We start from the raw sequence: 25,763 nt of genomic DNA, 5'->3' as shown, positions 1-25,763 counted from the left end.
ATTATAAAAAGCAATTATTGCCTATTTAACTTCAGTGTACTCGAAATCCCATGTAATAGTCTCATCGCTTGAGTTTTTGAAAGACATCCTGGTGGGATATCCGTTATTATTTAGTTCGTACATAATGTTTTTAGTCGTTTCTGATTCTATTACCTTATTGATGTTGTTCTCTTTGAATAACAGAAAGTCATAAATATCATCTATACTATGTAGACATATTGCTTGCCACATTGTCATATTTACATATTTGCTTATACCTATATTGTTATCGTATGAAAACGAATTAAGATATGAGTATGAATCGCTTTTATAACTTTCTTTTACTAAACGTTTATTATTGTCATATTCAAAGATTGTTATGTTCTTTCCGTTATTGTACGAGACAGAATCAGCCAGATAATTTTCATCTATAGCCCAACCTTGAGTGGTATGTCCGTCATCTTCCATTACAGAATCAGCTTTGTGAGTGTACGTATATATATTAGGAATACCATCCTCATATATTTCTGTCAATTTCGTCCAACGACCTTGTACATCGTATTCGAAGGTCAGCGATTTGCTTCCCTCTTTGTCGCTAAAAATCATTGATGTAATTCGCCATTGACTGTCATATCTAATGTTGAGTTCTGATTGATCATCACTTCCATAGGCCAGAATCATTTTAGATGGTACATACATTTTTAAGGTATCATCTTTGTTATCATCACTACTGCACGATACAAACAGGCAGATAGATAGAAACAGAAAGAGCATGATTGCTATTGTTTGAAAAAAATTAAGTAGTTTCATTTGTTGTTTTATATTAATGTTAAAATATTTAAGGAACAGTAAAGATATATTTTTAAACATAAAGAGCAAATTTTTAGAATAATCATTTACGATCTGTCATTTTCTTTTTTAGCTTGATATCTAAAATCTAAAATTGCCATTAACTATCGAAAAAAATGATCTTTTTATTTGTATTTGTGAAAAAATGAAATAACTTTGTCAAACATAAAAAATGGAAATTATGTCAGTATATAGCAGTATTATTATTAGTTCACTCATTATCCTCTGGAGAAATTTAGGGTGAGCATTGCTATGTAGTATAAATATAATAAAGAAAAAACTAGAGCCTTTCTCACTTTTGAATAGATGAGAAAGGCTTTTTTTATGTAATGCAAACAATTTAGAAATTCAATTAGAAAAGTAAAGTTATGGACAAGTTATTTATTTTTGACACCACATTGAGAGACGGAGAGCAAGTACCCGGTTGCCAATTGAATACAATCGAAAAAATAGAAGTAGCTAAAGCTCTCGAATCACTCGGTGTTGACGTAATTGAAGCTGGTTTTCCTGTGTCTAGCCCAGGAGACTTCAATTCGGTTGTTGAAATATCTAAAGCTGTAACTTGGCCAACTATATGTGCTTTGACACGTGCAGTAGAAAAGGATATTGAAGTAGCGGCTGAAGCTCTGAAATATGCAAAGAAGAAACGTATACATACAGGTATTGGAACTTCAGAGTTCCATATTAAACATAAATTCAATTCCAATCAAGACGAAATTGTAGAACGTGCTATCGCTGCAGTCAAATATGCAAAACGTTTTGTAGAAGATGTAGAATTTTATGCAGAAGATGCAGGTCGTACCGATAATGCTTATTTAGCACGGGTCGTACAGGCTGTAGTAAATGCAGGCGCTACTGTAGTAAATATACCTGATACTACAGGTTATTGTTTACCAACCGAGTATGGAGCTAAAATCAAATACTTGATAGATAATGTGGATATGAAAAATGCTATTTTGTCTACACATTGTCATCAGGATTTGGGTATGGCTACTGCAAACTCAATAATGGGAGTGTTGAACGGAGCACGTCAGGTTGAGGTGACAATAAATGGTATTGGCGAACGCGCAGGGAATACATCGCTGGAAGAAGTGGTTATGGCTATCAGAAGCCATACAGAATTGGATATTGAAACAAATATCAATACTCAGAAAATTTATCCTGTAAGCCGTATGATATCTAGTTTGATGAATATGCCGGTACAACCTAATAAGGCTATTGTTGGACGTAACGCATTCGCTCATTCATCAGGTATTCATCAGGATGGTGTTTTGAAGAATCTTTCAACATACGAAATTATTGATCCTAAGGATGTGGGAATTGATGATAATGCTATTGTACTAACGGCACGTAGTGGTCGGGCTGCTTTGAAAAATAGATTAAATTTATTAGGAATAGAGGTTGATGAGGATAAACTGGCCGAGTTATATCAGCGTTTTCTAGAGCTAGCAGATCGTAAAAAAGATATTACTGATGAAGATATCTTAATTTTGGCAGGTAAGGAAACCGATAAAATGCATCGTATCAAGTTGGATTATCTACAGGTTATTTCCGGTTTGGGCGTACGCAATGTGGCAAATGTAGGTTTAGATATCGCAGGGGAGAAATTTGAGGCTTCGGCATCGGGAAATGGACCGGTAGATGCTGCTATTTCAGCAATAAAGCAAATTATACGTCGTCAGACAGTAATAGAAGAATTCTTGATTCAAGCTATCAATCGTGGTAGTGATGATATAGGTAAAGTACATATGCAAGTAGAACACGAGGGCGTCAATTATTATGGTTTTTCGGCCAATACAGATATAGTCGCTGCCTCGGCGGAAGCTTTTATAAACGCAGTGAATAAATTTGTAAAGTAATAAAATTAAAAGACTCAATAGAAAAATAAGTATGAAAACTTTATTCGACAAAATCTGGGATGCCCATGTGGTATCATCTGTAGAAAACGGTCCTACACAATTATATATAGACCGTCATTTCTGTCACGAGGTGACCAGTCCGCAAGCTTTTAACGGACTTCGTGCTCGTGGATTAAAAGTATATCGTCCCGATAAGACTACATTGACAGCCGACCATAATACACCGACTATCAATCAGGATCAACCGGTAAAAGACCCTGTTTCAAGGAATCAGCTAGACACATTATCTAAAAATGCAAGCGATTTCGGGCTTACATTATATGCCTTGGGTAATAAGAAGAATGGCGTTGTTCATATCATAGGCCCTGAAAATGGATTTACCCAACCAGGTATGACCATTGTTTGTGGCGATAGCCATACTTCTACACACGGTGCCTTTGGTGCTATTGCCTTTGGTATCGGTACCAGCGAAGTAGAGATGGTACTAGCTACTCAGTGTATATTACAAACTCGTCCCAAAACAATGCGTATTACTTTCAACGGCAAATTGGGTGAAAGTGTTACTGCAAAAGATTTGGCTTTGTATATGATTTCTAAATTGACAACGGGAGGCGCAACTGGTTATTTTGTAGAATATGCAGGTGAGGCAATTCGTAATATGTCGATGGAGGAGCGTATGACCTTGTGTAACTTGAGTATCGAAATGGGTGCTCGTGGAGGACTTGTTGCTCCGGACGAAACTACATTTACATACGTCAAAGGTCGTGAGTTTGCTCCGAAAGGAGAAGAATGGGATAAAGCACTGGCTTATTGGAAAACATTGAAGACTGATGATGGTGCTAAATTCGATAAAGAACTAACTTTCGACGCAGCCGATATTAAACCAATGATAACATATGGTACAAATCCGGGAATGGGTATGGGTATTAATGATGCAATTCCTACTTTAGAGCAAATAGATGAGGCCGGACGTATCTCTTTCCAGAAATCAATGGATTATATGGGATTCAAACCTGGAGAAAAAGTTGAAGGAAAGCAAATTGACTATGTTTTCTTAGGCAGTTGTACTAATGGTCGTATTGAGGATTTCCGGACTTTTGCGAACTTTGTAAAAGGAAAGAAAAAAGCTGATAATGTAATTGCTTGGCTTGTACCGGGTAGCCACATGGTTGTAGATCAGATCAAAGCAGAAGGTATAGATCAGATTTTGACTGATGCAGGCTTTGAACTACGTCAACCTGGATGTTCAGCTTGTTTAGCAATGAACGACGATAAAGTTCCGGCAGGTAAATACGCCGTTTCTACCTCTAACCGTAATTTCGAAGGTCGTCAGGGACCAGGTGCACGCACTATATTGGCAGGACCATTAGTGGCCGCTGCGGCAGCCGTTACAGGTAAAATTACTGATCCTCGCAATTTCTAACCTTTTAAAAGAAGACCAAAATGGAAAAATTTCAAACACTTACATCAACATACGTTCCACTTCCTATCGAGAATGTGGACACAGATCAGATTATACCTGCTCGTTTCCTGAAAGCTACTGATAAGGAAGGCTTTGGTGATAACCTTTTTGCTGATTGGCGTTATAATAAAGATGGTAGCCCCAAAGCTGATTTTGTACTAAATAATCCGACTTATAGTGGTCAAATACTAGTAGCCGGAAAGAATTTCGGAAGCGGATCGAGTCGTGAACATGCGGCTTGGGCTGTGGCTGGTTATGGATTTAAGGCTGTAGTATCAAGCTTTTTTGCTGATATTTTTAGAAATAACTCTCTGAATAACGGGGTACTCCCGGTTGTTGTTACACCCGAATTTTTATCAGAGCTCTTTGCTTGTGTAGAGACTGATTCTAAAACGACATTAACTATCGATCTGGACAAACAGACTATAACAAATAATGCAACTGGAAAATCGGAAGATTTTGAGATCAATCCTTACAAAAAGGAATGCTTGATGAAAGGTCTTGATGATATCGATTATCTACTCTCTAAAAAAGATTTGACAGAAAAATACGAGGCCAATTCTGTCATTTGAAATATCTATTCTGTGATGAAATGTAGAGTTGTCTTTTTATTACTATTTCTTATTCTGTCTGGCGAGTTTTGTTTATTAAAAGCAATTAAACCAGACAGAACATACCGATTCTATCCTGAGAAATTAGGTTTAATATATAAAGAACTTGATGTTATTACAAAAGACAATCTAAAAATTAAAACATGGTTCTTTCCAGCCCAAAATGCTTTGTCGAAAGAAGAATCAGATAGGGCATGGGTTGAAAATAGGAAGAGAGAATATAAGCTACTGAATGATGAAAAACGTCCTACATTAATCATCTGTGACAGTGATGCGGGCAATATGTCATGGATACATTTACATCTTGCTCAGGAAATCACAAAACTAGGTGTAAATGTAGTAACCTTTGATTGGAGAGATTTTGGAGAAAGTTCTGAATGGAATATGGACACTAATTATATGTGTTATACAGAGATGTTGTGGGATTACGATGCTGTTATAAACGAGGTTGCTAAAGAAGATGTTGTCGATACTTCCAGAATTGGATTGATGGGATGGTCTACTGGCAGCTATTTGTCTATGATAGCAGCTTACAATAGCTCTTTTGTCAGCGCATATATAGGTATTGCTACACCTTCAAGTTTCGAAGAGGTAATGCCCATTATCAAAAAGGTGCAGAACAAAAAAGATGAAGAAGTGATAATTCCTAAAGACTTTCCGTCTCATCAAATGCCTGTTTATATAGCTCCTGATTTTAATAAATCTACATTTCTTATTGTAGGAGACAAGGACGATAGAACATTGCCATATATGAGTGAAGATATATATAATGCTTTACCCGAAAATATAATAAAAAATATATGGATAATAGAAGGTGCGGATCATGGTGGTCTGAATGGCCCTATAACACTTAATTTTGAATGTTTTATAGACAGAATAAACGAATTTATTAAAACTGCTTTTAATTAAGTATTAAATATATTTGCAGTAATGGAAATAATGGATACTACCCTGAGAGATGGGGAACAGACTTCAACCGTCTCGTTTTCGGCTCAGGAGAAAATGAGCATAGCACATTTGCTTCTTGGAGAACTTGGTGTTAACCGCATTGAGATAGCTTCAGCACGTGTTTCGAATGGTGAATTTGAGACTGTAAAGAGGATTGCTACATGGGCAAAGTCAGCCGGACATATAGATAAAATAGAAATACTTGGTTTTATAGATAAGGGTGCTTCTCTCAACTGGATTAAGGACACAGGTTGCAATGTTATTAATTTGTTGACCAAGGGTTCTTATAAGCATGTTACTGAACAATTGCGGAAAACACCAGAACAACATCTTCAGGATATAAAAGAAGAAGTAATATTAGCTCAGAAGATGGGTATTACCGTAAATTTATATTTGGAAGATTGGTCGAATGGTATAATCAACTCAGAAGATTATGTCTATTTTATGATGGATGGTCTCAAAGATCTACCTATAAAACGCTTTATGCTCCCCGATACTTTAGGTATTCTGAACCCTCATAGTGTTTGGCGCTGTTGTCGTAGAATGATAAATCGTTATCCTGGACTTCATTTCGATTTTCATGCACACAATGACTATGATTTGGCTGTAGCCAATACAATGGTTGCGGCAGAAGTTGGAGTTAAAGGAGTACATCTGACGATGAATGGATTGGGAGAACGTGCCGGAAATACGTCTTTAGCTAGTGTAATTGCTGTTTTTCACGATCAATTGAAGTTAAAGACATCTATAAAAGAAGAGAATATAAATAAAGTAAGTAGAGTCGTAGAATCTTATTCGGGACAAATAATTTCTTCTAACCAACCTATTGTAGGAGATAATGTCTTTACTCAATGTGCAGGCATACATGCTGATGGAGACAATAAGAATAATCTGTATTTTAATGATCTGTTTCCGGAACGTTTTGGCCGTGTGAGAGAATATGCTCTTGGAAAACTGTCAGGTAAGTCTAATATACGGAAGAATATTGAAGCTCTAGGCATCGAATTGGATGAATCGGATATGACTAAAGTAACCAACCGTGTAATTGAGCTTGGAGATAAAAAAGAAATTATTACTCAAGATGATTTACCGTATATTATTTCAGATGTATTAAAGAATAACGAAAAAGAAAGGAGAATTAAAATACTTTCTTTCGCTTTTGTTCTTACCAAAGGTCTGCGTCCGACAGCTACAGTGAAAATAGAAATAGATGGTCAGGAACATGAATGGACTGCACCGGGAGACGGACAATACCATGCGTTTTCCAAAGCATTGTATAAAATATATAAGAAACTGGATAAACCAACCCCTACATTAACTAATTATGCTGTGTTTATTCCACCGGGAGGTCGTACTGATGCATTAGTACAAACGGTTATAACATGGGAGTTTAATGGCAAGACGTTTAAAACCAGAGGTCTAGACGCCGACCAGACTGAAGCCGCAGTAAAAGCGACCGAAAAGATGTTGAATATGATAGAGGATTTGTAATAATTAAACGATATAGCTAAAAATAATAATAATGAAATTAAACATCGCAGTACTTCCCGGAGACGGGATTGGTCCCGAAATAATCGGGCAGGCTTTGAGAGTAACAGAAGCTATTTGTGAGAAATTCGGGCATGAACTTTCTTATGAATACGGGGTTGTTGGTGCAACAGCTATCGATGAGGTTGGAAATCCTTATCCCGACGGAACTCACGAATTATGTATGGCTTCGGATGCTGTTCTTTTTGGAGCAATCGGTGATCCGAAATATGACAATAACCCTTCGGCAAAGGTTCGTCCCGAACAGGGTTTGTTGGCTATGCGTAAGAAATTAGGATTATATGCAAATATTCGTCCAGTTTCTACATTCCCTTCTTTAATACATAAATCACCTTTGCGTGCCGATCTTGTAGATGGTGCCGATTTTATGTGTATCCGCGAACTTACTGGAGGACTTTATTTTGGCCGTCCTCAAGGACGTAGCGAAGATGGCGATACAGCTTATGATACATGTGTTTATACACGTGAAGAAGTAGAACGCATCTTACACCTTTCTTATAAGTATGCCCGCATGCGTCGTAAGAAAGTGACGGTGGTGGATAAGGCGAATGTATTGTGTACATCACGTTTGTGGAGACAGGTTGCGCAGGAAATCGAGAAGCAATATCCTGATGTAGAGACTGAATATATGTTTGTAGATAATGCTGCCATGCAGATAATCCAATGGCCTAAACGTTTTGATGTACTTGTTACTGAAAATCTATTCGGAGATATTCTTACAGATGAAGCATCTGTAATAACAGGTTCATTAGGTATGCTTCCGTCAGCATCTATTGGTATTCATACGTCTGTTTTTGAGCCTATACACGGATCATATCCGCAAGCCGCAGGGAAGAATATAGCCAATCCGTTAGCTACGATTCTTTCTGCTGCACTGATGTTTGAATATGCATTTAACTTGCACGATGAAGGTAAACTTATACGTGATGCGGTCGCTGCATCGATGGATGCAGGTATAGTAACTGAAGATATTTCAGCTAGTGGTAAAGCATACGGAACTTCTGAAGTGGGTGATTGGATAGTAGATTTTATAAAAGGATAAGCTGTAATCAGTATATTAAAGTGAAAGGTAAGATCTAGAGTCTTACCTTTTCTTTTTACTATAAAGTAAAAAAATCTATGCATTGGAAATGGATTGGGTTCAAAAAGACAGTTTAATGATGATGCGAATTTAACAAGACTGGTTAAATTAACAGAAGTGTATATGTAATGTAATAAAAATAAAATAATGATAGATCTTGTTTTATTTACGAATATGGGCAATTTTTTATATTTTTGAGATTCAATTCGAAAATGATGTCATTCAAAAAACTATACAGCAATTTTCTTGTCTGGAAAACCAAAAACGTAAAAGAGAAACAACTGGTTTTATTCGTAAGTTTTCTTATAGGAATATTTACGGCATTAGCTGCATATATTCTTAAAAGCCTTATTCATTTAATTCAACATGTACTAGCCTCTAATTTTCTTACTCAGGGCGCAAATTATATGTATCTGATATCTCCGGCTGTAGGTATCCTTATTGCAGGCTTGTTTGTAAAATATGTTGTAAGAGATGATATAAGCCATGGTGTAACTAAAATATTGTATGCTATTTCGCAACGGAAAAGTTTTATAAAGTTGCATAATGTTTATACGTCTATTATAGCCAGTTCTATTACAATAGGGTTTGGGGGATCAGTTGGAGCTGAGGCTCCTATTGTGTTGACCGGTTCGGCTATAGGATCTAATCTTGGTCGTTTTTTTAAAGTAGAACAAAAGTTTCTGATGTTGCTCATAGGATGTGGTGCAGCAGGAGCTATTGCTGGTATTTTTAAAGCTCCTATTGCAGGACTTGTTTTTGTGGTGGAAGTGTTGATGCTCGACTTGACTACATTTACTGTCCTTCCGTTGCTTGTAACTTCAGTTACAGCTGCTACGATTTCATATCTGACAATGGGACAGACGGCAATGTTCAATTATGCACATACCGATATGTTTATGTTAGAGCGTATACCGATGGTTATTTTACTTGGTATATTCTGTGGAGTTGTTTCCTTGTATTTTACAAGGGCAATGAATTGGATAGAGAATATATTTCGTAAACTAACATATTGGAAGAAATTTGCTTTAGGCGCTACTATATTGAGTCTTTTGATATTTTTATTACCTCCTCTTTATGGGGAAGGCTACGATACTATAAATGCCCTTATCAATGGAGCTAAAGATTATAACGGACTGCTGGATAATAGTATGTTTTTTCAGTTTAAAGATAGTCGTTGGACAATCATTCTGTTTCTTTTTGCCGTATTGATAATGAAAGTCTTTGCGTCCAGTTCCACTAATGGGGCGGGAGGTACTGGTGGTATCTTTGCTCCATCTTTGTTTTTAGGATGTATTGCCGGTTTTATTTTTGCTTATGCGATGAACCATTCCGAGTTTGCATCTTATATGCCTTTTCTACCTGAAGAAAATTTTGCTCTTATGGGAATGGCAGGAGTGATGGCCGGTGTAATGCATGCCCCTTTGACGGGAACTTTTCTTATAGCGGAACTAACCGGGGGATATGAATTGTTATTACCATTGATGATTGTTTCTGTTTGTTCATATGCTTTTATAAAAATATTTGAACCACATAGTATTTATTCGATGCGTTTAGCAAAGAAGGGAGAGTTGCTCACTCATCACAAAGATAAGGCTGTGCTTACGTTGATGAATCTAAGCCGTTTGATAGAAACAAACTTTCAGGCAGTGAGTCCAGATATGACTTTAGGAGATATGGTTAAAGTAATATCTCGTTCATCACGAAATGTGTTTCCTGTGGTGGATGATAAAAAGCGCTTCTTAGGAATTGTGCTGATAGATAATATACGCAATATTATGTTTCGTCCCGAGTTATACAATCGGTTTAAGATATCTCGTGTGATGACATCACCTCCTGCCGTTGTAGTGGTAGGCATGACTATGGATTCTATTATGAAAATATTTGATGAAACTAAGGCCTGGAACCTTCCTGTAGTAGATGAAAACGATGTTTATCTGGGATTTATATCAAAATCAAATATTCTTGATGTGTATAGAGAGGTTCTAGTCGAAAACTTTGCCGAAGAATAAAGATAGTGGTGTTAAGAAAAATGAATTTCGAGGTAGAGTCTTATAGAGTTTTTTATCTTTGTAATAGTGGAATTTTAATTAACAAGTAAGTAGCTATGAAATTGTTTATCGGTATATTATCTGCTGTTATTATTCTTACCGGGGCCACATTGACAGTGCTGGCATTATGGGATATTCAACCTATTTCTTTAGGTATGATATTACGTTCAGGAGCAACAATTGCTATTGTATGTGTTACCTTTGTTGTATTATGGCTTATAAAAATACTTTTTTTCAAGAAAGAGCCTTTTCAGAATAAAGGAAATAAGAATTGACAGGTTGAAAATCTCTTATTAAGAAATAAAAAAGCGCAATGATTAATAAAAGAATCTTTGCGCTTTTGCTTTTCTTTACATTAAGAATATTTATACTTAAATTTGTGTGTAATTAATAGAGTTTCGATGGATAAGAAAGATTTACGTATAGTTTTTATGGGTACGCCTGACTTCGCAGTAGAAAGTTTGCGTGTGCTTGTAGAAAACGAATATAATGTTGTCGGAGTAATTACTATGCCCGATAAACCAAGTGGCAGAGGCTATAAGATACAATACTCGGCAGTAAAGAAATATGCACTGGAACAGAACTTGCCATTGTTGCAACCCGAAAAGCTCAAAGATGAAGTTTTTCTCAACGATCTTAGAGCATGGAATGCAGATCTGCAAATAGTAGTAGCCTTTCGGATGCTTCCCGAAATTGTGTGGGATATGCCTCGTTTAGGAACATTCAATCTTCATGGATCGTTGTTGCCTCAATATCGTGGTGCTGCACCTATAAACTGGGCGATTATCAATGGTGAAAAAGAAACCGGAGTAACTACATTTTTTCTTACGCACGAGATAGATACGGGAAAAGTAATACTTCGTGAAAAGATTAAAATAGGAGAAAGTGATAATGCAGGAAAAGTACATGACGAGTTAATGTATCTTGGAGCTAGATTAGTCCGTGAAACAGTAGACCTCATATTGGAGGACAAAGCGGATGCTGTGGCTCAAGATCAATTGTATGTAAATGAAAGTGATTTGAAAGCTGCTCCTAAAATATTTAAGGAGACGTGCCGCATCGATTGGAATAAGGATGTAAACAAAGTACATAATCTTATCCGGGGTTTATCTCCTTATCCTGCTGCATGGACAGAATTGCATAGCAAGGCAAAAGAGCCTCAAATGGTAAAGATATATGCTTCAGATATTATCGTTACAGACTCTCAACAAGCTACAGGTAGTATCCGTACCGATAATAAATCATACCTCTATATAGCCTGTGTAGGAGGGTGCATTAGTGTCGACGAAATACAATTTTCGGGAAAAAAGGCAATGAAGATAGATGAATTGCTGAGAGGATATAAGTTTGAAGAAGGTTCTTATTTTGAGTAAATCGTGTGACGTCTTATTTATCTATACAGTAAGATTACTTTATCCAAAAGATATATGAATAATTATAGTTTAAGAGTTTTACTATTTCTATTAATAATATTCAGTTCTGATATATTATATTCTCAGATAAAGAAAGACTCTATTGATGAGTATACTTTCGATATTTATGATATTTCCAGAGAAAGGCTGATACCATTAGCTATATATTCTCCATTGCAGGATATTAAAATAGCAGGTATTGTGATAATGAATCATGGCTATGGAAGGAATGAAGGTGGGTCTTATAAAACATATTCTGCTATTACGCGTAAGCTTGCATCAAAAGGTTATTTTGTAATAAGTATTCAGCACGAACTACCTGATGATGATCTTCTGGCGATGGATGGAAATCTGTATGAAACCAGAATGCCTAACTGGCAACGAGGTGTAGAGAATATTCTGTTTACTATAAATGAGATAAAAAAGATACGACCGGACTTAAACTGGGAGAATCTGAACTTAATAGGTCATTCCAATGGAGGAGATATGACAATGTTATTTGCTACACGATATCCGGAGTACACAAAAAGAGCAATTTCGTTAGATCATAGAAGAATGCCGATCCCATTACAGAAAAAGCCTCGGTTATACTCACTGAGAGGATGTGACTATGAAGCTGATAAGGGTGTTTTACCTTCTGTATCGGATCGGGAGAGATATTCAATCCGAGTGATTCAACTTGATGATATAAAACATGGGGGTATGGATGATAAAGGTTCTGTATACCAGTTGGATAAGATAAATAATTTTATATTGGATTTTTTAGAAGACTAATAGTAACAAGCTAAAATAGACTGAAAATTGTAACTTTTGTCACCTTTTAGTTAAAAAATAAAGTAATAAAAATGCAAAAAGTAATTAAATCAACTGATCTGAATCAGGATTTATCATATATATTAGATCAACTGTCATTCGACAGGCTGTTTATTCTTACTGACGAGAATACAGAAAAGCTTTGCTGGCCCTTAGTGAAAGGAAACAAGCGAATTTCCGAAGCTGGTAAGATTATAATCAAAGCCGGAGACAAAAATAAAAATATAGATGCATTGTCTTCCATATGGAAATACCTTTCCGAGAATGGAGCTACTCGTCATTCTCTGCTTATCAATCTAGGAGGGGGAATGCTGACAGATATAGGAGGCTTTGCCGCAGCTACATTTAAGCGTGGAATAAAGTGTATTAATATCCCCACAACCTTACTTGGTGCGGTAGATGCAGCAGTAGGAGGTAAGACCGGAATTAATTTTAACGGGTTGAAAAATGAGATAGGATCATTTGCTCCGGCAGAAACGGTTTTGATCGATTCGGCGTTTTTCCGTAGCCTCGATACTCAGAATTTTTTGTCAGGCTATGCCGAAATGATCAAACATGGATTGATTGATAGTGATAAGGAATGGAAAGCGACGTTATCTTTCGATACTGAGGAAATTGACTACGATAAATTGAAGCAACTGGTTGTTGATTCGGTTGCGGTAAAGGAACGTATTGTGGAAATTGATCCTTTCGAAAGAGGTATCCGTAAGGCGTTGAATCTGGGACATACCATCGGGCATGCTTTTGAGAGTCTTTCTTATGAAATCAATAAGCCTGTACAGCATGGGTATGCAGTTGCATGGGGCATAATATGTGAGTTATATTTATCTCAAAAGTTTTGTAACTTTCCGAAGGAAAAGTTATATAAGACTGTTTATTTTATAAAAGATAACTATGAAGGCTTTTATTTCGATTGCGATCATTACGAACGTTTGTATGAGTATATGAAGCACGATAAGAAGAATGAGTCCGACACGGTTAACTTTACTTTCTTGTCGGATGTAGGAAAAGTAGAAATCAATCAAACCGCAGGTAAAGAAGACATCTTCGATTCAATTGATTTCTTAAGGGAAAGTGTTGGCCTGTAATTATAATATTACAGGTAATATTTCGATCCAGTAATCGTCAGGGTCATTAATGAAATACAGTCCCATGTTATGATTTTCGTAACATACACAACCCATTTCACGATGAAACTCTCTCACTTGGTCATAATCTCCTTCTACGCGTAAGCACAGATGACTTTCGTTATCTCCCAGTTCGTATGGTTGCGGATGATCCTTAAGCCATGTTAGTTCGAGAGAAAAAGGGCTTACGCCATCACCCAGATATACAAGGATGAAGGAGCCGTCGCCGGCTTCTTTTCTTTTTATTTCCCGTAAGCCAAGCGCTTTTTTATAGAAAGCAATACTCTTGTCGAGGTCGGTTACATTAATGTTGAAATGGTCAAATCTTCCTTTTATTTCCATAATCGTTAAATTTATCTGAGTTGCAATATACTAATTTTATATCAGCATGCAAATCAAAATTCAATACTTTCTCCTTTATATTTCCAACTGATGAAGTTGCATCCTTTCGGTGCTGCTAATACCGAGAAAGCGGCAACTTTATCATATGCCTCGTCAAAATGCATGGGTACAAGGGTATTTACTTTTATCGTATCAATAAATTGCTCGGCACCCTTCATATAATCTTTGCCCAATCGTGGGTCGATAGGGAACATAGCCAGATCGATATGTTTTACATTAGCTGCAAGAAGCTTCAATTCGCTTTCATAATAATCTTCAGCTTCTTTAATTTCCTCTTGGGTCGATTCTTCATTCCAGTGCCAGTTGTTCAGGTCTCCGGCATGAAATATAGTTTTATCCTTTATATGAATGAGGTATGAAACGCCTAAGTCTGTAGAACCAAAAGCTTGGATAAATATGTCCTTGTCCTTATATATATCCAGCTTGTCAAGATATATGGCATCTTTAGGTTTAGCCAGATTGTTGTCAAGGATATCTTTAGAGAATATATATGTGATATCTTTTTTGGTTTCTTTCCATTTCAATATTTCAGGATTGAAATGGTCGGCATGAGAGTGAGTAGAGAGAATATATAATTTACCCTTTCTCTTTAGTAACTTGTCTACAATAGGGTCCTTGTCGGAAGAGTCTTTATAGTAATCTATTATGACACTAATTTTTTCTGTCGTAATAACATAACCGCTATGGTAGATGTATGTAAGTTTCATTTTTTTATTATGATATAATTATTTCCTACCTTTTCAACAATATAATTGTCGTTTAGTTCTAACGACCAGTTTGAAGTTCTTATCAATTTATTATTTATTATCATTTCTTCAGCAGGAATTGTTATCTGTTTCCAATTATTTGCAAGGAGGCATCCACCATCCGATACCGTTAGTTTTCCCCATTCGTCTACAGCAACGAAGTTTTTAGGATATATAGATCCAGGCTCACCCATTGCAACAACGTTTCTGGGATCGAACCCAATTTGCGGATTCCTCAAAGATATTGTAAGAATAGGTTTTTGGGTAAATGTTTCTGTATATTGTGCCAGTACTTTATTCTTTTCCGCTTTCCTTATGGTCTCAAGATTATTGATAGAAACATAGTCGTACCTATCTCTTATTTCTATTTGCGCATTATCGAGATCTTCTGATGTTTCAATGGCATAAGCCGTTTTCAATATTTTATTGAGGTTACTATCATATCTTATATCTTTTCTCCATTCAATGTTTGCTTTATCCAAGAGATAGCCATACATAAGCCCCGATAGATAAGCAAATGAACGGACGTAGGACGGGCTGGCTGCGATTCTTTCTTTTGTTCGCAATATTTGTTTTTTTAGCATATCATCCGATGTTGAGCAGAGTTTATGAGCTGTGTATTCAGGTAAGCCCTCGTGTAGTTCAAATAGGTTCTCATTTTTTATTGAACCCTCAAAAAGGGATTGCCTGTATTCTCTAAATATGAGTGCATCATTAATATATTGTTTTACTAACTGAGGATTACTCTCCATAACAGCCTTTTCCAAAGCGTTCCATTCTAATTTGAAATATACTCTTGCCTGCATTTCATCGGCGTGAATATTATCATAGCTTATACCTTCGGGTAGAGAGAGCCCTAATTGCGGCTGGTAATAATGAAACATTTCGTGAATTAGTAATACATTTCTGTTATATTTATCATTAGGTAGAGGAAGACTTACCATAGTAAAATCTTTACCTCCAAAACGAGTCGTTGAATTTGCTATAATCTTATCCGAAGGAAATTTCCCAATATATAGGTTTTCCTTTTTCTGCAACAAGCCTTCGTTGTCTATTTCATTAGATATAACATCTAAAGTTTTAGGCGATATTAATAAGGTTGGTGCGTAGATATGGATGCCCCATAATTTACCATGATCTTTGTCACAGATGGCTTTAACTTCTTCGTAATATATCTGCGCAGAATCGAGAGGGATAGAGCTTTGTCCCCGGGATGGACTGATATAACTAATACTGAAGAGAAATAAAATTATTTTAAACTTCATAATGAAAGATTTTAATATAACAAACGGGGTGATTCTATTAAAATGTAGTTTCTACAAATTTAAGATAAAATCAAAATATTCTGTAATTTAACTTTTTAATAGTATAATATTTTTATAAGATGGGGTAAAATATGTTGTATAACATATATTATTTAAGGAGTGCTTGATTTGTGCTTAAATATTTGTATTTAAGTAATTTATTGTGTGTATGCCTAAATGTGTGTTCGCACACACATTTTGAAATTTGATTAGATATTTGTTATTTTGTTGGAACTTTAATTTAGGAGCTATTTCTTTTATAAAATATATATGTATTCATCGTATAATGCATATCTTGATAGTTTTTAGCTGGACATACAGGTTAGTAGTAATAATATTAAAAAATGCCTTTAGGAATGGCCTGTATTAAGTGAATACCGATACAAATCCTAATATAAAATCGAAATATAAATCATGGTAACACGCAGAAATTTTTTGAAAAGAGCTACCTTAGCTTCAGCCGGACTTGCTGTTGGTGGCTTAGGTACAATGAATGCCGAAAGCTATAACAGGATTGTTGGCGCAAATAGGAAGGTAAATATTGCATATATTGGAATTGGTAATCGAGGAGAGCAAATTATCAGCGACTTCGAAAAAACAGGTCTGGTCAATGTCGTAGCCCTTTGCGACATAGATATGGGTGCCAAGCATACCCAAAAGGTTATGGCTAAATATCCGAAAGCAAAGCAGTTTAAAGATTTTAGGGTGATGTTTGATAAAATAGGTAATGAATTCGAAGCTGTTACTGTAGCAACTCCCGATTTCTCACATTTTCCTATTTGTATGATGGCCATGGCTCATGGTAAGCATGTATATGTAGAAAAACCAATGGCCAGAACTTTCCTTGAAGCTGAATTGATGATGAAGGCTGCGCGGAAATATCCTAATGTAGTTACTCAAGTTGGTAATCAAGGGCATTCCGAAGCAAATTATTTTCAGTTCAAAGCATGGCAGGATGCTGGTATTATTAAAGATGTGACTTCAATCGTAGCACATATGAATAATCCTCGCAGATGGCATGGTTGGGATGTGAATATTTATAAATATCCGGAAGCTCAACCAATACCAAGTACATTAGACTGGATGACTTGGCATTGTGCAGCGCCTTACCACGAATATAATGAAAAGTATCACTATGGTGAATGGCGTTCATGGTACGATTTCGGTATGGGTGCTTTAGGAGACTGGGGGGCACATATTTTAGACACAGTGCATGAATTCCTTGATCTGGGTTTACCATATGAAATAGATCCTGTAAATCTGGTCGGACATAATGATTATTTCTTCCCTACATCGTCTACTATCAAATTTAAGTTCGGCCCAAGAGGTGAAATGCCGGCATGTGATGTAACATGGTACGACGGAATAGATAATTTACCTCCTATCCCTGCCGGTTATGGAGAATCTGCGCTCGATCCTAATATACCGGCCTCCGGTGCAGGAGAGATAAAGAAACAAAGTCTCAATCCAGGAAAAATTATTTATAGTAAAGAATTGACATTTAAAGGAGCTTCTCATGGAAGTACACTTTCAATAATTCCGGAAAGTAAGGCTAAAGATATGGCATCCAAATTGCCGGAAGTACCTAAAAGTCCTTCAAACCATTTCCAAAACTTCCTGTTAGCCTGTACGGGAGTAGAAAAGACACGCTCTCCGTTCGAGATACATGGTCCGCTAAGCCAAGTATTCTCTTTGGGTGTAATGGCTCAGAGGCTGAATACAAAATTCTATTTTGACAGTCGTACAAAACAAATTACGAATAATGCTTTTGCTAACGCTATGTTAACAGGTATACCTCCACGCAAAGGGTGGGAGGATTTTTACAGAGTATAAATGCCCGTTCATTCTGAGTGTAGCAAAAGAACTTAGTGGATACTTAGCTGCACTTGGGATGATATTCTGAATAAGGTTTTAAGAAGTAGTAAATGTACTAAATGATACATCCGATAATTATGTAGGCTGTTATTACTTACATAGATAATAAAATAGGATTGTGTCCTTAAATATTTCAAATTGATGAATAAAAATATTGTATTAGCCATTCTTTTCTTGCTTGCAACAGGAGTATTTGCTCAGGAAAAATGGGAACCATTATTTAATGGAAAAAACTTAAATGGTTGGAAAAAGCTTAACGGCAAAGCTGAATATAAAATAAAAGATGGAGCTATAGTAGGTATCTCAAAGCTCAACACTCCCAATACATTTTTATCTACAAATAAGAATTATGGAGATTTTATCTTAGAATTCGACTTTAAGGTCGATAATGGATTGAATTCAGGTGTGCAGTTTCGTAGTCAGAGCCTCAACGATTATCAAAAAGGACGTGTGCATGGATATCAGTTCGAAATAGATCCTGCTGCTCGCGCATGGACTGGTGGAATCTATGACGAAGCTCGTCGGGGATGGCTTTATCCTCTGACTGTAAATCCATCGGCTCGCACCGCATTTAAAAATGAACAATGGAATAAAGCCAGAATCGAAGCTATCGGTAACTCTATCCGTACATGGGTGAATGGTATTCCTTGTGCCAATATCTGGGATGATATGACTCCTAGTGGATTTATAGCTCTGCAGGTACATTCCATAGGAGATAAAGAGCAAGAGGGTAAAACTGTCAGTTGGAAAAATATTCGTATTTGCACTACCGATGTAGAGAAGTATAAAACTCCCGAGAATAATGATGCTCCTCAAGTAAATTGTATTATTAATACAATTTCGCCAAAAGAAGCAAAAGAAGGTTGGGCTTTACTTTGGGATGGTAAGACGACAAATGGATGGAGAGGAGCCAGAATAAGCTCATTCCCGGCAAAAGGTTGGGTCATAGATAATGGAATTCTGAAAGTAATGAAAAGCGGAGGAGCTGAATCTGCCAATGGCGGAGATATAGTGACTACACGTATGTATAAGAATTTTATATTGAGTGCCGATTTTAAAATAACAGAGGGTGCCAATAGCGGTATTAAATATTTTGTAAATCCAGGCTTGAATAAAGGCGAAGGTTCTGCTATCGGATGCGAGTTTCAGATATTGGATGATGATAAACATCCGGATGCAAAGCTGGGTGTAAGAGGAAATCGTAAGTTAGGTTCTCTGTATGATCTGATTCCTGCACCTGATAATAAACCGTTTAATAAGAAGGACTTTAATACGGCAGTTGTAATTGTTAAGGATAATAAGGTAGAACATTGGCTTAACGGTGTAAAACTATTAGAATATGAGCGTAATAACCAAATGTGGCAAGCTTTAGTGAATTATAGTAAATATCGTGATTGGCCTAATTTTGGAAATGGAGCCGAGGGCAATATACTATTACAAGATCATGGAGATGAGGTTTGGTTCAAGAATGTAAAAATAAAAGAATTGGAATAAGTATTATATTATTCATAAATAGCTCAGGCAAAATCATTGTCTGAGCCATTGTTTTAAAATAAGGGTAGGGAATAAATTGTTAATCCAATAAAAAATATGTATTTTGGCTATCAAAATATGTCCAAATTTCTAAAACCAATCTAATCGAAAATCTATGAAAAGGAAAATAAGAATGGGAATGATAGGCGGTGGCTATGATTCCTTTATTGGAGCTGTTCACAGGATTGCAGCTAATCTTGACGGACAGATAGAATTAGTTTGTGGATGCTTTAGTTCTTCACCCGAAAATTCGAAGAATAGTGGCCGAAACTTATATCTTCCCGACAATCGTATTTATACCACTTATCAAGAAATGATAGAGGTTGAGGCCAAATTACCGGAGAGCGAACGGATGGATTTTGTTAGTATAGTAACTCCCAATCATTTACATTTCGAACCTGCTTTATTGGCTTTAGAAAACGGGTTTCATGTTGTATTGGATAAACCAATGACTTTTACATTAGACGAAGCTCATAAATTGGAAGAGAAAGTCAAGGAGACCGGATTGTTATTTGCCCTAACACATACATATACTGGGTATCCAATGATAAAAGAAGCTCGTGAAAGGGTCTTGCGAGGAGACTTAGGTAAGATACGTCGGGTTTATGTGCAATACTCTCAGGGATGGCTTGCCGACGATGTTGCCGACTCTAACAAGCAAGCTTCATGGCGTGTAGATCCTAAACGTTCTGGAAAAGCCGGTTGTATGGGAGATATTGGTACGCATGCTTTTAACTTGGCTGAATATATTACAGGGCTGGAAGTGGCCGAATTATCAGCTGAACTTAATACGTTTGTGCCTAACCGTTTGCTTGATGATGATGGAGTCGTTCTTATTCGTTACAAAGATGGGGCCAGAGGGATGTTATCCGCAACGCAGATTGCTGTAGGAGAAGAGAATAATTTGAAAATTCAAGTTTATGGAGAAAAGGGAGGCTTGGAATGGTGTCAGGAGGATCCCAATACAATGATAATGAAGTGGGGCGATAAGCCAAAAGAAATAATTCGTACATCAAATGGATATATGTCTCCTGTGGCGCAATATCATTCACGTACACCGGGTGGTCACCCCGAAGGATATATTGAAGCATTTGCAAACATCTACCGTAATTTTGCACAATCGTTGCAATCTATATTGGAAGGGAAGCAACCGACAGCAGAAAATAAAAACTTCCCAACGGTTAAAGATGGAGTAAAAGGAATGCAGTTTATAGAAACAGTTGTCGCATCATCTGCTGCGAACGCTAAATGGTTAGAAATAATTAAATAATAGAATATTATGGCACGTCCTGTAACATTATACACATTGCAATGGGGAGATTTATCTCTCGAAACAGTTTGTCAAAAAGCTAAAGATTTTGGATATGATGGCGTTGAAATCGGGTTACCAAATCATCTGGATGTAAGGAACACTGATGCCGATTATTATGATAATATTAAAAAACTGTTGAAGTCATACAACTTGGACCTTTACACTATATCTACCCACTTGATTGGTCAGGCTGTTTGCGATAATATATCGGAACGTCATAAAGCAATTTTGCCCGATTATATATGGGGAGACGGTGATGCGGAAGGTGTTAGACAGCGTGCAGCACGGGAGTTGATTCGTACAGCTTATGCCGCTAAAATGTTGGGGATTGATACTGTTGTTGGTTTTACAGGAAGTTCTATATGGCATTTTCTTTATTCATTTCCGCCTGTAACCGATGAAATGATAGAAGATGGATATAAGGATTTTGCTAAGCGATTCATCCCTATTTTGGATGAGTATCAAAAACTAGGCGTTAAATTTGCACTGGAAGTACATCCGACAGAAATAGCATTCGATACATTTTCTGCACATCGGGCACTTGAAGCTTTGGGCGATCACCCGGCATTTGGGTTTAATTATGATCCTAGTCATTTGGCATACCAGGGAGTAGACTATGTTGATTTTATATATACCTTTCCCGATAAGATTTTTCATGTACATATGAAAGATGTTTATTGGAGCGACACGCCAAAACAAATAGGGGTGTTTGGGGGGCATTCCACATTTGGCGATCCGCGGAGATTTTGGAATTTCCGTAGTTTAGGACGTGGCAAAGTTAATTTTGAAGAGATTATACGAGCCTTAAATTCGATCGGGTACAAAGGCCCTCTGTCAGTGGAGTGGGAAGATAGTGCCATGGATAGAGAACAAGGTGCAGCCGAATCGTGCCAATTTGTAAAGCAGATTGATTTTAAACCTTCCGATATTGCTTTTGATGAGAATTTTTAGATAGATAAATAAAAAAGAAGGTTGTCTGAAGTAGACAACCTTTTTTCTTTATTTTTTATTTAGTTCGCTATGCTTAATACCATAGGTAAAGTAAATAATGAAACCTAGTACACTCCACCCGATAAGTCTTACCCATGTATTCCAAGGTAGCGATAACATTTGTAAAATGCATATAGCAGCGCCTAATAAAGGCAGAACAGGGCTGAACGGAGTCTTGAACGGACGTTTCAGATCAGGTTGTGTTTTACGAAGTACAACAATAGAGATACACACAATCGTAAATGCCATTAGAGTTCCTATAGACACCAGTTCGCTAAGAACGTGTAGGGGAAATAGACCGGCTATTAGTCCTGTAACAATAGACGCAAAGATCGTTGCATTATGAGGTATGCCATGTTTATCATGGACCTTCGAAAATGTTTTTGGGAGAAGCCCGTCTTTAGATATAGCGTAATAGATACGGGATTGCCCAAGCATCATAACCAGAATAACGGAACTAAGTCCTGCAATAGCTCCTAGCTTGATAAACGGGCTTAGCCAGGCCAGCCCCGATCCTGTACTGTCTATTGCTAGTGCAATGGGAGCGTCTACATTTAGTTCTGTATAGTTAACGATTCCTGTTAGTACTGTCGTAACCGCAATATACAATACGGCACATATAAGCAAGGATATTAAAATTCCTTTCGGCATATCTTTTTGAGGATTTTTAGCTTCTCCTGCAGCCGTAGAAAGAGCGTCAAATCCGAGATAAGCATAAAAAACAACTCCGGCTCCACGCAAAATACCACTCCATCCGAAATGACCAAATTCACCAGTGTTTTCGGGGATATATGGAGTTAGATTTCCAAGGTCTATGTATGATAGTCCAAATCCAATAAATAATAGTATTACAACTACTTTTATAACAACAATGATATTGTTAACAAAAGCTGATTGTTTGATACCTCCAATAAGGAATGAAGATACTACAGCAACTATAAATACAGCAGGAAAGTTAATGATACGCCCGGTCCATACCCAACTATCGTCTTTAAGATGATCGAATGTAGCTCCGGCTATTTGTTCGGGTAACATTATTCCCCAATCTTTAAGTAGACTTAACATGTAGCCAGACCACCATCCTACAGCGACGCTAGAACAGGCAAATAAATACTCCAGTATTAAAATCCAACCGACAAACCAAGCCAGTACTTCTCCCATTGTAGTGTAACTATACGAATATACTCCTCCCGAAACCGGAATCATTGCAGCAAACTCGGCATAGCACAATCCAGCCATAATACATCCTAAAGCTGAAATAACGAAAGAAATAGTAAGTGCAGGACCTGCATACATAGCGGCTGCTTGTCCGGTAATAACGAAAATACCTGTTCCTACTATGGCACCAATACCGAGAGTTACAAGATTGGTTGCGCTCAGACTTCTTTTGAGTCCATCGTTCGAATTTTTCGATTCATTTAAGATAGAAGAAATATCTTTTTTCTTGAATAAGCGGTCTATCATAAAATTAAATTTGTGCAAAAGTAAGTAAAATGAGATAATAATCTATCTTAATTGAGTTAATGGTAGGTAAAATATAGGAATCTAGCAATGTCTTAGACTTTAAGTATTGCAAAAAGAAAGGGGCTTTCCTAGACTTAGATACCCCCCCCCTTAAATATTAATAGGTTGAATGTCAAAGCACAGAGTTTATTCCATTTTCCTCGGCTTGTTTGAGAGCCCATGCCATAATATTGCAATATATAATGGAATTATATACATAATAATGTTGCCTTACACCCCCTATGGGCCTAGCTTCTCCATAATTGGGTTTAGGTGCAGGAGTGAAAGTCCCGGCTTGCCACCAGAAAGGACATATTGTAATACTTTTATTAGTGGGGCTATTGGTCGCGTTAATAGTCGATGAAACAAAACCTCCGTCACCAAAGTATACAAAGTTTTTGTAACGATGCCTAAAACCTGTAATTAAAGAACTGGCCTCAGGATCCTGATTGTCAACCATTAGGTTTGTAGCATATGAATATATTATAATATCCTCTGTCGGTATATTTTTCACTCCTCTTGCCCATGAGGCATCTTCACCCCATTGTTTTCCTCTCACATCACCAAATGGACCATTAAGTATTTCATCATCTACACTAGTCAAAGGATAAATAGCTCCGGGATACCCCTGATAGCTATCCCCATCATAGTTTACACGTCTGCTAAAACCAAAGTCTGCTATAGATGTATTCGCCGGCGCTCCCCATATAGCTTTCATCAGATTAGTAATAGTACCTCTAGGGTATGTCAATCCAGCATCAAGGTATCCATTCCCTTCATTGAAGACTATAAGGATACCACCTTTATTGACATAGTTGGCAAAATAATCTGCTTCAGAGGCTCTTAGATATGCGTCTTGGGCTATGATGCAAATATCTACAGGTGGTTGGCCATTTGTTCCTTCCAAATATCCTCTGATTGTATTTATTCCACCTGCTATATCTCCTGTAAATGAAAGATGAGTTAAATCAATCTCTTCAACCTTAACTATGCTGTTTTCTAATAGGCCAAAATTATTCGGCGACTTAGTAACTTTGTATGATCCTGTTCCCGGGATAGTTGGAGACCAGCCAAAAGTTGTTTCGTTTGTTCCGATTCCTATAACTCTTTTCTTGGATATTAATACTGTGATTTTAGCATTACATGTTGCTACAGACTTAATGCTGTTTGATGTAATTGTAAAATATTTGTCATTGGTGTTTGTCGGAGTGCCATATCCAATTAGGGTTATAGTCTGAGTTCCTGGCACCAGCTTTCCTTTGGCCTCAAAATAGATGCCATCGATTGTGTTTGTTTTAATTATATAAGAAGCCCCTTCAGCAGCAGCATCTGCCACAATGTTCATAGTTATATATTGTTGCAGAGTTGGTAGGCTTGGATTGAGTGATTGATTTATTATGTATGTACCAAAGACTTTAATAGTTCTACAGTCCATGGTGTATAGAGGCTTTACAGAAGAGTTTTCAATAAATAACCGTTGCTGACACAATTCTTTATCATTGAATTTTACAGATATGTAATCGCCTGCATTAGATCCGTTGTCTGGAAGAGTCGGTTTTATTGGAGTACCTGCGCCCGGTACTGTAAGAATATATTCTCCTTTACTAAGGAAAATTCCCGAAATTGTGAAAAAATAGCCGTTGTCTATTCCTGTATTATTTCCGGAAGTATCGGACTGTGTGGCGGTTGCTGAAATTGTGTATGCTCCTATTTTAGTTACAGTAACTTTGATTTGCATAGTATGTCCTCCATCCAGACTTTTTTTATCAATATATTGTCCTGTGAATGAAATATCGTTACAATTTATTGTTGCTACAGCAGAGCCAATTTGTTGCTGAAAACAAATCCATTTTTCACCATCCCACTGATTGAGCCCTTGGCATAAATCTTCATCATCCACCTTCTGCATATTGTATACAATCATGCCTCTGTGTGCAGGTTTCTTTGTGTTCTGATATTCAGGATACTCCGGGCTGGAAGTTAATGTATCCGATATGTTTACGAAAGGTAATAAATGGTGTTTTTTTAAGAGTTGTACACGAGGGAGTATTAGTCCGCCATGCTTAACATTTACATCACCTATAGGTGCATTATCTATATCTTTTATCTGTAGAATAGCATGCTCTACGGGTGGCTCTCCTGAGCCGATTGTTACTTGAGCATATAAATTAAAAGATAAAAGAAGGGCTGAAAGTATACAAAGAAACTTTCTATGTAGAAGTGGTTTCATGATAGAGTATTTATCTAATTTATTGATTTAATTATGGGCCTTTCTTTATTCAGACGGAGAATACGATGTTTTTAATTAATTTTTCATTTCGCAATATATATTCTACCTCTTTTAAAACAATATAATTA

Annotated in this window: 21 protein-coding genes; 15 read left to right on the top strand and 6 right to left on the bottom strand. The window is 36.8% G+C overall.

Features of this window, described 5'->3' with window-relative positions; translation table 11 throughout:
- Positions 1-21: 21 nt before the first annotated feature.
- On the bottom strand, positions 22-789 hold the full coding sequence (locus JGH11_RS07330; RefSeq protein WP_201110924.1) for a hypothetical protein: 768 nt from the start codon (positions 787-789) through the stop codon (positions 22-24).
- Positions 790-1,196: 407 nt separating this feature from the next.
- Between JGH11_RS07330 and JGH11_RS07325 the strand changes: the two genes are divergently transcribed.
- The 11 genes from JGH11_RS07325 (at position 1,197) to aroB (ending at position 13,701) form a co-directional block, all read left to right on the top strand.
- Positions 1,197-2,687: a 2-isopropylmalate synthase gene (locus tag JGH11_RS07325; protein ID WP_201110923.1), complete on the top strand. Its 1,491-nt coding sequence runs from the start codon at positions 1,197-1,199 to the stop codon at positions 2,685-2,687.
- A 31-nt stretch (positions 2,688-2,718) separates the two neighbouring features.
- Positions 2,719-4,110, top strand: a complete 1,392-nt coding sequence (leuC, locus tag JGH11_RS07320) for a 3-isopropylmalate dehydratase large subunit (RefSeq protein WP_201110922.1) — start codon at positions 2,719-2,721, stop codon at positions 4,108-4,110.
- A 20-nt stretch (positions 4,111-4,130) separates the two neighbouring features.
- Positions 4,131-4,721 (top strand): 3-isopropylmalate dehydratase small subunit, encoded by a 591-nt coding sequence (gene leuD, locus JGH11_RS07315; RefSeq protein WP_201110921.1) that lies wholly within the window; start codon positions 4,131-4,133, stop codon positions 4,719-4,721.
- Between the two features lie 15 nt (positions 4,722-4,736).
- Positions 4,737-5,669, top strand: coding sequence for a S9 family peptidase (locus JGH11_RS07310; protein ID WP_201110920.1), 933 nt, complete (start codon positions 4,737-4,739; stop codon positions 5,667-5,669).
- 30 nt (positions 5,670-5,699) lie between these two features.
- A complete protein-coding gene (locus tag JGH11_RS07305) occupies positions 5,700-7,199 on the top strand; it encodes an alpha-isopropylmalate synthase regulatory domain-containing protein (RefSeq protein ID WP_201110936.1) in 1,500 nt (499 codons plus the stop codon).
- A gap of 31 nt (positions 7,200-7,230) precedes the next feature.
- Positions 7,231-8,298: a 3-isopropylmalate dehydrogenase gene (gene leuB, locus JGH11_RS07300; RefSeq protein ID WP_201110919.1), complete on the top strand. Its 1,068-nt coding sequence runs from the start codon at positions 7,231-7,233 to the stop codon at positions 8,296-8,298.
- Positions 8,299-8,552: 254 nt separating this feature from the next.
- Positions 8,553-10,349, top strand: a complete 1,797-nt coding sequence (locus tag JGH11_RS07295; RefSeq protein ID WP_201110935.1) for a chloride channel protein — start codon at positions 8,553-8,555, stop codon at positions 10,347-10,349.
- Between the two features lie 95 nt (positions 10,350-10,444).
- The gene (locus JGH11_RS07290; RefSeq protein WP_201110918.1) at positions 10,445-10,663 is read left to right on the top strand and encodes a hypothetical protein; all 219 of its coding nucleotides are present in this window, start codon (positions 10,445-10,447) and stop codon (positions 10,661-10,663) included.
- Positions 10,664-10,789: 126 nt separating this feature from the next.
- Complete coding sequence (gene fmt / locus JGH11_RS07285) at positions 10,790-11,761, top strand: methionyl-tRNA formyltransferase (protein ID WP_201110917.1); 972 nt, start codon at positions 10,790-10,792, stop codon at positions 11,759-11,761.
- 54 nt (positions 11,762-11,815) lie between these two features.
- The gene (locus JGH11_RS07280; RefSeq protein WP_201110916.1) at positions 11,816-12,574 is read left to right on the top strand and encodes an alpha/beta hydrolase; all 759 of its coding nucleotides are present in this window, start codon (positions 11,816-11,818) and stop codon (positions 12,572-12,574) included.
- Positions 12,575-12,639: 65 nt separating this feature from the next.
- The gene (aroB, locus tag JGH11_RS07275) at positions 12,640-13,701 is read left to right on the top strand and encodes a 3-dehydroquinate synthase (RefSeq protein WP_370567575.1); all 1,062 of its coding nucleotides are present in this window, start codon (positions 12,640-12,642) and stop codon (positions 13,699-13,701) included.
- Here aroB and JGH11_RS07270 read toward each other — a convergent pair whose 3' ends face one another.
- Genes JGH11_RS07270 through JGH11_RS07260 form a run of 3 tightly spaced genes read right to left on the bottom strand, consistent with a single transcriptional unit; the run spans position 13,702 to position 16,153 of the window.
- Entirely contained in the window at positions 13,702-14,082 is a 381-nt protein-coding gene (locus tag JGH11_RS07270) for a VOC family protein (RefSeq protein WP_201110914.1), read from the bottom strand. It lies immediately after the preceding gene.
- Positions 14,083-14,135: 53 nt separating this feature from the next.
- Entirely contained in the window at positions 14,136-14,849 is a 714-nt protein-coding gene (locus JGH11_RS07265; RefSeq protein ID WP_201110913.1) for an MBL fold metallo-hydrolase, read from the bottom strand.
- Positions 14,846-16,153 carry a hypothetical protein gene (locus JGH11_RS07260; protein WP_201110912.1) on the bottom strand — a complete coding sequence of 436 codons (1,308 nt, stop codon included), beginning with the start codon at positions 16,151-16,153 and terminating at the stop codon, positions 14,846-14,848. The genes JGH11_RS07265 and JGH11_RS07260 overlap by 4 nt, the downstream gene beginning before the upstream one ends.
- A 453-nt stretch (positions 16,154-16,606) precedes the next feature.
- Here JGH11_RS07260 and JGH11_RS07255 point away from each other — a divergent pair, with 453 nt between their 5' ends.
- The 4 genes from JGH11_RS07255 (at position 16,607) to JGH11_RS07240 (ending at position 21,863) form a co-directional block, all read left to right on the top strand.
- On the top strand, positions 16,607-18,025 hold the full coding sequence (locus tag JGH11_RS07255) for a Gfo/Idh/MocA family oxidoreductase (protein WP_201110911.1): 1,419 nt from the start codon (positions 16,607-16,609) through the stop codon (positions 18,023-18,025).
- Between the two features lie 183 nt (positions 18,026-18,208).
- On the top strand, positions 18,209-19,561 hold the full coding sequence (locus JGH11_RS07250; RefSeq protein WP_201110910.1) for a DUF1080 domain-containing protein: 1,353 nt from the start codon (positions 18,209-18,211) through the stop codon (positions 19,559-19,561).
- Positions 19,562-19,715: 154 nt separating this feature from the next.
- Positions 19,716-20,870 carry a Gfo/Idh/MocA family protein gene (locus JGH11_RS07245; protein ID WP_201110909.1) on the top strand — a complete coding sequence of 385 codons (1,155 nt, stop codon included), beginning with the start codon at positions 19,716-19,718 and terminating at the stop codon, positions 20,868-20,870.
- A 9-nt stretch (positions 20,871-20,879) separates the two neighbouring features.
- The gene (locus JGH11_RS07240) at positions 20,880-21,863 is read left to right on the top strand and encodes a sugar phosphate isomerase/epimerase (protein WP_201110908.1); all 984 of its coding nucleotides are present in this window, start codon (positions 20,880-20,882) and stop codon (positions 21,861-21,863) included.
- Positions 21,864-21,911: 48 nt separating this feature from the next.
- Here JGH11_RS07240 and JGH11_RS07235 read toward each other — a convergent pair whose 3' ends face one another.
- Positions 21,912-23,366, bottom strand: a complete 1,455-nt coding sequence (locus JGH11_RS07235) for an amino acid permease (protein ID WP_201110907.1) — start codon at positions 23,364-23,366, stop codon at positions 21,912-21,914.
- 172 nt (positions 23,367-23,538) lie between these two features.
- Complete coding sequence (locus JGH11_RS07230; protein WP_201110906.1) at positions 23,539-25,635, bottom strand: hypothetical protein; 2,097 nt, start codon at positions 25,633-25,635, stop codon at positions 23,539-23,541.
- Positions 25,636-25,763 lie beyond the last annotated feature (128 nt).

The sequence above is a fragment of the Dysgonomonas sp. Marseille-P4677 genome (assembly GCF_016652235.1).
GTDB lineage: Bacteria > Bacteroidota > Bacteroidia > Bacteroidales > Dysgonomonadaceae > Dysgonomonas.
The sequence above is the reverse complement of the archived record's forward strand: the minus strand, read 5'-3'. Positions and strand labels throughout refer to the sequence as shown.